We start from the raw sequence: 8,041 nt of genomic DNA on the forward strand, positions 1-8,041 counted from the left end.
TTTAGCGTGTTTTTTGCACTTTCCCTCATTTTCTTTCTTGATTATATAATTATATACAGCAGCATCTTTGGGCGCCGGATGACTCTTAAGTACCCGCATTACTTCATATCCTACTTTTCGTAAAGTTGATGATCCTCTCTTTGTCATCCTTCGATTTGTGCCCACAAATTGTCCTGACTCGTAAGGCGGTGGATCTATACCGGCACAAGCTATGAGAGCTTTTGCACTGTGAAGTTTTCTTACATCTCCTATTTCTGCAATTAGTTTTGGCGCTAGCACATCTCCAACACCACCCATTTCTCTAACTGTAGAGTATTCTGGTAAGGACTTAGCAAGAACCTGCATTCGTGCTAATATAGTAGCCAAGGAGCTATCTATAGCCCTTAATACTGATACTGCTTCCTGTACTAACATTTTGGTCGATGGGGTACTGGAAGATAGTGTAGGAATGCCACCGGATGCTAATTCATAGACTTCTTCAGCTTTGGATATGCTCCGGTGATATTTCTTTTCTTTTGCCCAGAGAAGGTACTCATCTTTGAACTTTTCAAGACCCATGGAAGTAATTACATCATAATGCCAGAACTTTTCCACAAAATCGCTTAACTTGTCCTTGTTACTTGATTCGTTCCAGCTATTAAACTTTTTCTTGATTCCAGGCATGACATAATCGAGGATATGAGTTAATTCTTGTAAAGCCTTAACATGGAGTTCCATATAGTACCTATATCTGCGCCCTAGCAGCTTCAGCTCAGCATATACCTCTTCGGCACCTTCATACTTTTGGAGTTTAAACCACTTTTCAATTCCATAATTAGCAATCATGACCGAATCAAGTTTGTCAGTTTTTGCACCCCTAAAGTTGTTATCCTTTGCGAATGACTTCATCACAAAAGGATTTACTACAGATACGAAATAGCCTTTCTCTGTAAGATAAGTCAATACTGGCAAGTGATAGATGCCCGTTGCTTCCATGACTATACGTATTTCACCATCTAACTTCTGGAGAATACTATCGAGTCCGTCTAGCCCCTTCTCAACATGTTGCATTTCAAAAGGACTGCACACTATTTCTCCATACGGCTTAAGTATGCAGACAGTGCTTTTTCCTTTTGATACATCAATTCCAACACTAATCATTCTGAACCTCCTCCAACTGTAACTAGTAATTGCTCCAGCCACACTTATTACCATTCAGTTTAGTTGGTTACGCGGGTGTTTCTCCCTACCTGCTTAAGCGAATGCTTATAATAAGGGGTTGGCTAACGGTTTTTGTGACGGATGCGCTGATCCAAAAAGAGCCACGTCAGACCAATTACTCCCCTTATTATAAAAAAATAAGTGCAGATGTCAGAGTTAATTACTCTCTAACAACTACACTTTTATGGTACTAGAAAGAGCCTGCAAAACTTTAATAGACCTAGGCAGAGAAAAAGCGCCTCCTAAAAGGCGCTTTTCCTATTAATTGTTCTTATAAGTACTTTGAACGAAGGATTTCTAAAGCATCCTCCATAGATATCTGTAATCCAAGCTGCTCTGTCCTTACAGGTTCAGATATAACTTCTGTCAGAAACGCTTCAATACTCTCGCGAACAAGTCCTTCGGTCTCTATGTTTACTTCAGGGTCAACTATCTGAAGAAGCCTGAACACATCGTTCTTATGCTTTTTATAGTCGCGTTCATTAACATGTTCACCTTTTGATTTTCTTCGCTTCAGATCAACCCAGGCATACATTTTAAAAGGAATTATATAATCAGCACCTAAAACACTGATACCATCAACAACTCTTCGCCCTTTTAACATAAAATCATAAAAATCATCGTTCAATAGAATTGCCGATAAACTAGAAGTATCATCATCTATATGAATTGGTATAATCCCTTCTTCGACTTCAAGATTGTACCCAGGCTTTCTTGAAAACAGTTCTATCATCACAGGATATCCATCAATCGGCTCAGTGAATCTGTAAAAATGCATTTTATCTCTGTTTTTCCAGCCGCATTTGTATTTGCCTTCCTTGATATATTCCCAAAAGGTTTTTGCAAACTCTTCCTTTTTATCCTCTAAGATCAGAATCATATCAATATCTTTGGTCAGCCTGAAATCAATATCAGCCTCCGACATAAGAATATCGCAGGCTGCTCCTCCAATGACTGTGTAGCAATCTTCAAATCCTCTGAATTTATCTCTAAAAGAATCAATTCCCGCTACCATTTATACTCCTCCAAAAAGCTTTGTAATTCGCCTTCAACACGTTCATCCGCATTGTCTGACAGGCTCATGGCAAGTGATACCGGATCTACTTCGCCGTTATTTGCAAATAGTCCCGGATCATATTTCCAAAGTTCTACCCTACTCGTCGTAATATCATCCTGCCATCTCGTATCTATCTCTTCAAAGCCACTCACAATATCGCTGCCTTTAACGACAGCATATACATCCTCGCTTGGTGCAGCAAGCATGCTATGTCTGCTTAGCATCGTTTCTCCGGCGATGAACAATCCTTCTTCTTTTGTAATCTTTGTATGGACAATCTTCTGCACAGGGTTGATGAGATAATCCTTTGCTACCTCAAATAGCTCACGCCCTCTATAGTTAGGAACCATCCTTATCTCTTTTCCTACTCGTTCTTCTCTGATAAGGTCCATCTGCTTAAGTTGCTCTGAAGCTCTGGTAATTGACATTTTTGTCAATCCAAGATCATCTGCAGCCTGCTTTTTTATGAAAAAGTCATTTCCACTTTTGTATAACAGATAAAGAAAAAGGCATTGCGTTGCTGGCATCATTTTGTCTGTAGACACAATCATTTTTCTTTTTAAGTTATTACTAAGCATTACCCCAAGGAAAGGCAAAAAAATCTGATCCGGTAATGAAATAAACGGAATCTCTTTTGCTATCAACGCATCTCTTTGTACTCTTGTGATGTCATCAAAGCAAAATGCCACATTAAGCCCTGTCTTTTCCATATACTGAGAAAGCTGCTTTTTGAATGCCACAACGCCGAACTTCTCCCGGTCTGACAATTTGACAATCAAAAATGATGCATCTCCCATTACAGCACTATAGAAGACTCTTCCTGATACCATGTATAAAGGTAACCCTTTTAGTTTAATTTGTTCCAAATGACAGTTTATACCAAAGGCGTTTTTTAAAGCATTTTCCAGCATAATATCACCTCGATAACATTTTTCTTTTATAGTAACATTAAATATGTTATCGTTCAATATTTATGTTACTATCCTGCAAATCTCAGTGATATTAACCCCAAAAACAACATCTATGCTTTTTTATTTTAATAGGATAGTTCAGTCCTGTCATTTAACGTGTGGTTGATAAAATCAGTATTAGTTCGTAATGTAATCCAGAATCTCTCTTGGTATGTACTCCCATCTCAGTCACCAAGCATTGTTGGTGCCATATGAATAACTGCCTCCAAGGCCCAGCAACATTATTCTATTTCCAAGTCTTTCATTTGTCCGGAGGAAATCATACTCCTCCGAGTTCATTAACTTCTTAAAATCCATTACAATCCAAAACCCCATTCTGAACTCATCTAACCATACGCTCTACTATTTCTTTAGTCTCATCACTGAATCCATCCAGGTCCTTCATTGAGACAACCTCATAACCCACCAATGACGCCAGATGCACATGGAAATTTGATCTTCTGACATCCTGCAAAAGAACTCCTGGATTCTTCTTGTCTGCCTTAATCTTCTTTTCAAGCTCCCAGAACTTGTCAGATGCAAGCCCATCACCTTTGAGGAACTCAATGTAGTCTTTGATCAACTTTTCCATGTAGTTCTCCTGCCAATCAGGAAGGTACTTTCTGAAAAGCTTCCAGTCTTTTTCGTTTATATCCATAGTACTTAGCTCCTCACCTCAAAAATCCGCGATTTCTTCAATCATAGCCCTGCGCTGCTTGTAAATGATACGGTAATTATCGGCCATCTGTGCAGCCTTTTCAGCACCGCCGGGATATCTGCATATCCAGTTAAGATTCTTTGCTACTCTACGATAATCAGCGCGCTTGTTACTCTGCTCAGCCATCAGATTCGTATCAACAACAAGAAGCTTGAGACACCTTTCCGGATAAAGAGCTTTCAACTTTTTCTCATACTGCTTCAGCCTGTCACTGTAAAAGCATGCCTCCAGCCCTTCCATCATCAGATCATATCTTTCCTCAGCCGCATACCATGGATAAATCCTATAGTTTCCTACCTTTATTCGGGAAAAGATATCCTGACAAGCCTTAGGCCAATCCTTTTCGAAAAACTGTGCCTTATAAGCCTTCCACAGAGCCTCATCACCAACGTTAAGTACCATAGAAGCTAAAAGTTCTTTGTGGTATTCCTCTTTGTTGCCAAGCTCCTTATATATATCCATCAACTTCCTGTGCCAGTCATCGCGAGCCCAGCCACGCTTGTCCTCCTCTGCCGCCAGTTCTTTATATATAGCTATGACTTCGTCCATGTTACCGTAGTCACGCTCAATCTGAGCCATAGTCTCCTTAAGGCTGTACATTTTAACGCCCTTGGAGTATTGGCGGATATCTTCGATAGGTCTTTTCATATCCGCCATGGTCCTCAGAACATATAGGCCACAACGCTCAGCCTGAAAATCATGATAGGAATCGTCCTTCTTCGCCTCGCCCGCTTCTATCTTTACATTGTAAAAATCAATCTTCTTCTGCAAGAGCTCAGGTTCTTTAAAATGCTCAAGCAAATAATCATATAAGTAGTCTTCCATATAGTCGATGACAGAGCCATCTATATGCCCAACAAACCACTCGTACATCTTCTTGTGGGGCATCTTGGGATCATTAGCCTTATAGACTACATCCCAGGTATCCTCAATAATGCTAGCAAAATACTGAGTCTGCCCATCATCGTCCTTATCAGTATTGCCCCATTTAAGAAAGCCCTTGCAGGCAATCTCAAACAGTTCTTTATACTCTCCGCGTCCGCCAAGCTCTTCTGTCGCTTCAAGCATAAGGTCGACCATATCACATTCAAGGCCGTTGCAATCCCTGTACTCAACAAAACCGTATCTCGTATATCTTGAAAATATCTTGTTTATACCAACTCTGTAATCTTTAACTGTCTTAACCACGCTATTGCCCCCGCAATCTCTTTTACATACTTGCAACCTTTTCCTGTAGAAGCCTTATTGAATTGATATAGTGCTCTGCAATCTCTTCAGGATAGATATTAAGCAGTTCTTTTCTCACGTAATCAATATCTTCTTATATCCTCATCATACATATCAAAATCAAACCCCTGATTATCATTCACGGGCTTATTGGTGACCATGTATGTTGTGACGAGAATAAGTCTTTCCATAGCATCTACCTTTCTGAAAATTATTAGTTGTAGGTATAGTTGACTGACAAATCGCTGTCAATACTATTTTTCTCTGATTTTTTAAACCGATGGGTTCAAACGTCAACAGCCTGTTGACGATTTTATATTCATCAGTTATTCTCAACGCACTCTCTTATCACACGTGCTACTTCCAAAGGAATCTCTACAATCTCATCATCAACATTTTCATTTACCGGAATCCAGTCACTGTCAGGCAATGTGAAATCGTATGCCTTTAAAAGGTCATCACCCGGAAGTTTTCCTGTGATAACTTTAGTCAGGAGCATTGAGATAAGATAATCTCCAATGGCTGAAGCATGCGCACCATCTTTATAATACAGATCTGCATCTGCTCTGTTCTGTAATTTCTCAAAGGCCTCACTCCATACTTCTCCAATAGGCGCAAGCAGTACTCCACGATTTTTTGAGAGTTCCTGATAGCGACAGTTCATCTCTTTCTGATTCTCAGGACTTCCCTTTTCAGCCCAAGTCTCAAAAATAACCGGCTTAGTATTAGCTTTTTGGCAAAGTTCAATTATTCTTCCTGCATACGTAATTGTGTCAGCTTCTTCCGTCATGGGATGCGCCTGTTCCTGGATAATGCAGTAATCATATCTACCATGGAGGATATTAAATCGCTCTGAGAAGTATTCCTCTCCCATGTGCCATTTAAGCGATCTTCCAGAATATGCCAGCATGAACACTTCGCAGCTCTCACCCGTTGCATTCTCTATCATTTCCCTGGTAAGCTCAGGCATATCATTCATATAAGTATGGCTATTGCCAATAAAAAGAATTTTCATTGTATTCACCTTTCATCCGTCAAGAAATGCTTAACCTCATTTACCGGATGTAATAATTCTGTCCTGAAGAACTCCGGGTAGAACTTAATCGGATCATCCGGAGCAATCCACTTAAGAAATTCCTGGTGATCATCTTCAGTAAAGCTGCTGCACTTTGGTTCAAAATCCTCCGGGACCTTCATGTAGAAAAAGAATGATATTTCATATATCAATTTCCCAAGGTTAGACTCCGCATCCCCATAAAAATAATTCTCATGAACGAACCCCAGCCTGTCTACTTCCATTCTTATTCCAGTCTCTTCATACACCTCACGTATTACTGCTTCCTCGGCAGTCTCTCCGAACTTGATCCTACCCCCTACAGAATATAAATACTCTGGTCTGATATGGTTCCCAACCATAAGGAACTTTCCATCCTTCAGAATAATTGCACCTACTCTGATGTTAATAAGTCCATTGTCGCACTCCACTGTCATGTCTTTACTCATATCCAATTATTCCCCTTAACTATTTCCAACAAACTATTTCTAATATATCAAAAAGAGACGCCGCTTAACAGCAATTAATACTGCTAAACAGCGCCTTGTTTTACCAATCAATAACATCGAAGAACTCTTCAATATTGGTGTTTTTCTTATCCAATGCATCCTGATCATAATCAGTCTGTTTGATGATGATATCAAAAGTCTTTTTCTTGATCTCATACTTGTTAGAGACCAGCTTATCCTCTCTTTTCTACTCAAAAGCTGTACCTCCCAATATTTCCTTATTAAAAACAAAAAACAGCAGACCACCAATTTAATGATCTGCTGTCTCATCCATATTACTCTTTTTTAGTTTTTCCATTTTGGAAATATATCAGATATTTCAATTTGTCTTACAAATAACCCCCAAGTCCTTTGGTACATTTAATGCTCTGGTTATACTATTGTGGCTCTACTTCTCACAATAAATCCTGATTGCCTGATAAGCGAATTCTGCTGTACCCTCTCCGCACTCCTTGTCTACATTCTCGGCAACTTCTCCACCACCTCCGAGCCATTTTCCAAGTCCAAGGAGAATCTCATCAGTGCAAGTATACATATTTTCAGTGATATAGTTCTGATAAGACTTTACCTGCTCCTGCACTTCCTTTGAAGCAGGGTCAAGATCTCGAAGCTGGCCAAATCTAACAAAAATCTGCATGAGATTTTCCATCAGAGTCTTCTCATCATCCTTTGTCCAGTTTTTACTCTTATCTACAAACTCTTTATACTGCGAGGTTTTACCCCACTGCTCCTTTGCTCTCTTAGAATATTCATCAAGTTTTTTTGTATCAAATGCTGTAAAATTCAATCTTCTCACTCCTCTCGCCTTTAATCCACGAGCCAAGGTGATAAGGTTCTCAATGTGCTCCTTTTTCAAAGTCAAAAGCTCTATCTGTTGTTCCAATGCCTTTGATTTATCAAAATTCTCACTATTTACTATTGCAGCTATATCCTTAAGAGGAAACTCAAGCGCCTTAAACAGTAAAATCTGCTGCAGCTTTTCCAGTCCTGCATCGTCATACAGCCTGTACCCTGCCCCGGTGTACTCTGTCGGTTTTAAGAGTCCAATCCTGTCATAGTATTGAAGAGTGCGTATACTCACTCCCGTCAGCTTGCTTACTTCATTTACTGTCATCATAGTATTTATCTCCTTCGTCGTGATAATTATACCGTAAACTATTACCCAACGTCAGAGTCAACACTAATTTCAAATTTTTCAAATTTTTTCATAAAAACCTGCTAACAAATGTCAATTGCGAAACGGCTTATTTTTAAGTGTTTTCAATTTCACCATTTTTAAGCATCACAAAAAGGCTGGATGAATAATTCCAGCCTTTTTATAGCTGT

At 39.4% G+C, this 8,041-nt stretch carries 8 protein-coding genes; all 8 read right to left on the reverse strand.

Translation table 11 applies throughout. The features are described 5' to 3' along the window. Positions 1-1,140, reverse strand: a 1,140-nt coding sequence (locus tag G622_RS0119535) for an IS110 family transposase (RefSeq protein ID WP_026512052.1), incomplete at its 3' end; no start/stop codon positions are given. A 331-nt stretch (positions 1,141-1,471) separates the two neighbouring features. Continuing rightward, complete coding sequence (locus tag G622_RS0119540) at positions 1,472-2,215, reverse strand: hypothetical protein (RefSeq protein WP_026512053.1); 744 nt, start codon at positions 2,213-2,215, stop codon at positions 1,472-1,474. Further along, on the reverse strand, positions 2,209-3,168 hold the full coding sequence (locus G622_RS0119545) for a hypothetical protein (protein WP_081675421.1): 960 nt from the start codon (positions 3,166-3,168) through the stop codon (positions 2,209-2,211). Before G622_RS0119545 ends, G622_RS0119540 begins: the two co-directional genes overlap by 7 nt. A 382-nt stretch (positions 3,169-3,550) precedes the next feature. Further along, positions 3,551-3,865 (reverse strand): hypothetical protein, encoded by a 315-nt coding sequence (locus G622_RS0119555; RefSeq protein ID WP_026512055.1) that lies wholly within the window; start codon positions 3,863-3,865, stop codon positions 3,551-3,553. A gap of 18 nt (positions 3,866-3,883) precedes the next feature. After that, positions 3,884-5,113 (reverse strand): hypothetical protein, encoded by a 1,230-nt coding sequence (locus G622_RS0119560; RefSeq protein ID WP_026512056.1) that lies wholly within the window; start codon positions 5,111-5,113, stop codon positions 3,884-3,886. Positions 5,114-5,474: 361 nt separating this feature from the next. Then, positions 5,475-6,167 (reverse strand): hypothetical protein, encoded by a 693-nt coding sequence (locus G622_RS0119575; RefSeq protein ID WP_026512057.1) that lies wholly within the window; start codon positions 6,165-6,167, stop codon positions 5,475-5,477. A 5-nt stretch (positions 6,168-6,172) separates the two neighbouring features. Next, positions 6,173-6,655 (reverse strand): NUDIX hydrolase, encoded by a 483-nt coding sequence (locus G622_RS0119580; RefSeq protein WP_044958171.1) that lies wholly within the window; start codon positions 6,653-6,655, stop codon positions 6,173-6,175. Positions 6,656-7,103: 448 nt separating this feature from the next. Continuing rightward, positions 7,104-7,832: a MerR family transcriptional regulator gene (locus G622_RS0119585; protein ID WP_026512059.1), complete on the reverse strand. Its 729-nt coding sequence runs from the start codon at positions 7,830-7,832 to the stop codon at positions 7,104-7,106. Positions 7,833-8,041: the final 209 nt, after the last annotated feature.

The organism is Butyrivibrio sp. LC3010, assembly GCF_000424385.1.
Taxonomy (GTDB): domain Bacteria; phylum Bacillota; class Clostridia; order Lachnospirales; family Lachnospiraceae; genus Butyrivibrio.

Coding starts and splice junctions, on each gene's coding strand:
- G622_RS0119555 (WP_026512055.1), bottom strand. CDS start 3,865: ATGGATATAAACGAAAAAGACTGGAAGCTTTTCAGAAAGTACCTTCCT.
- G622_RS0119575 (WP_026512057.1), bottom strand. CDS start 6,167: ATGAAAATTCTTTTTATTGGCAATAGCCATACTTATATGAATGATATG.
- G622_RS0119585 (WP_026512059.1), bottom strand. CDS start 7,832: ATGATGACAGTAAATGAAGTAAGCAAGCTGACGGGAGTGAGTATACGC.
- G622_RS0119545 (WP_081675421.1), bottom strand. CDS start 3,168: ATGCTGGAAAATGCTTTAAAAAACGCCTTTGGTATAAACTGTCATTTG.
- G622_RS0119580 (WP_044958171.1), bottom strand. CDS start 6,655: ATGAGTAAAGACATGACAGTGGAGTGCGACAATGGACTTATTAACATC.
- G622_RS0119540 (WP_026512053.1), bottom strand. CDS start 2,215: ATGGTAGCGGGAATTGATTCTTTTAGAGATAAATTCAGAGGATTTGAA.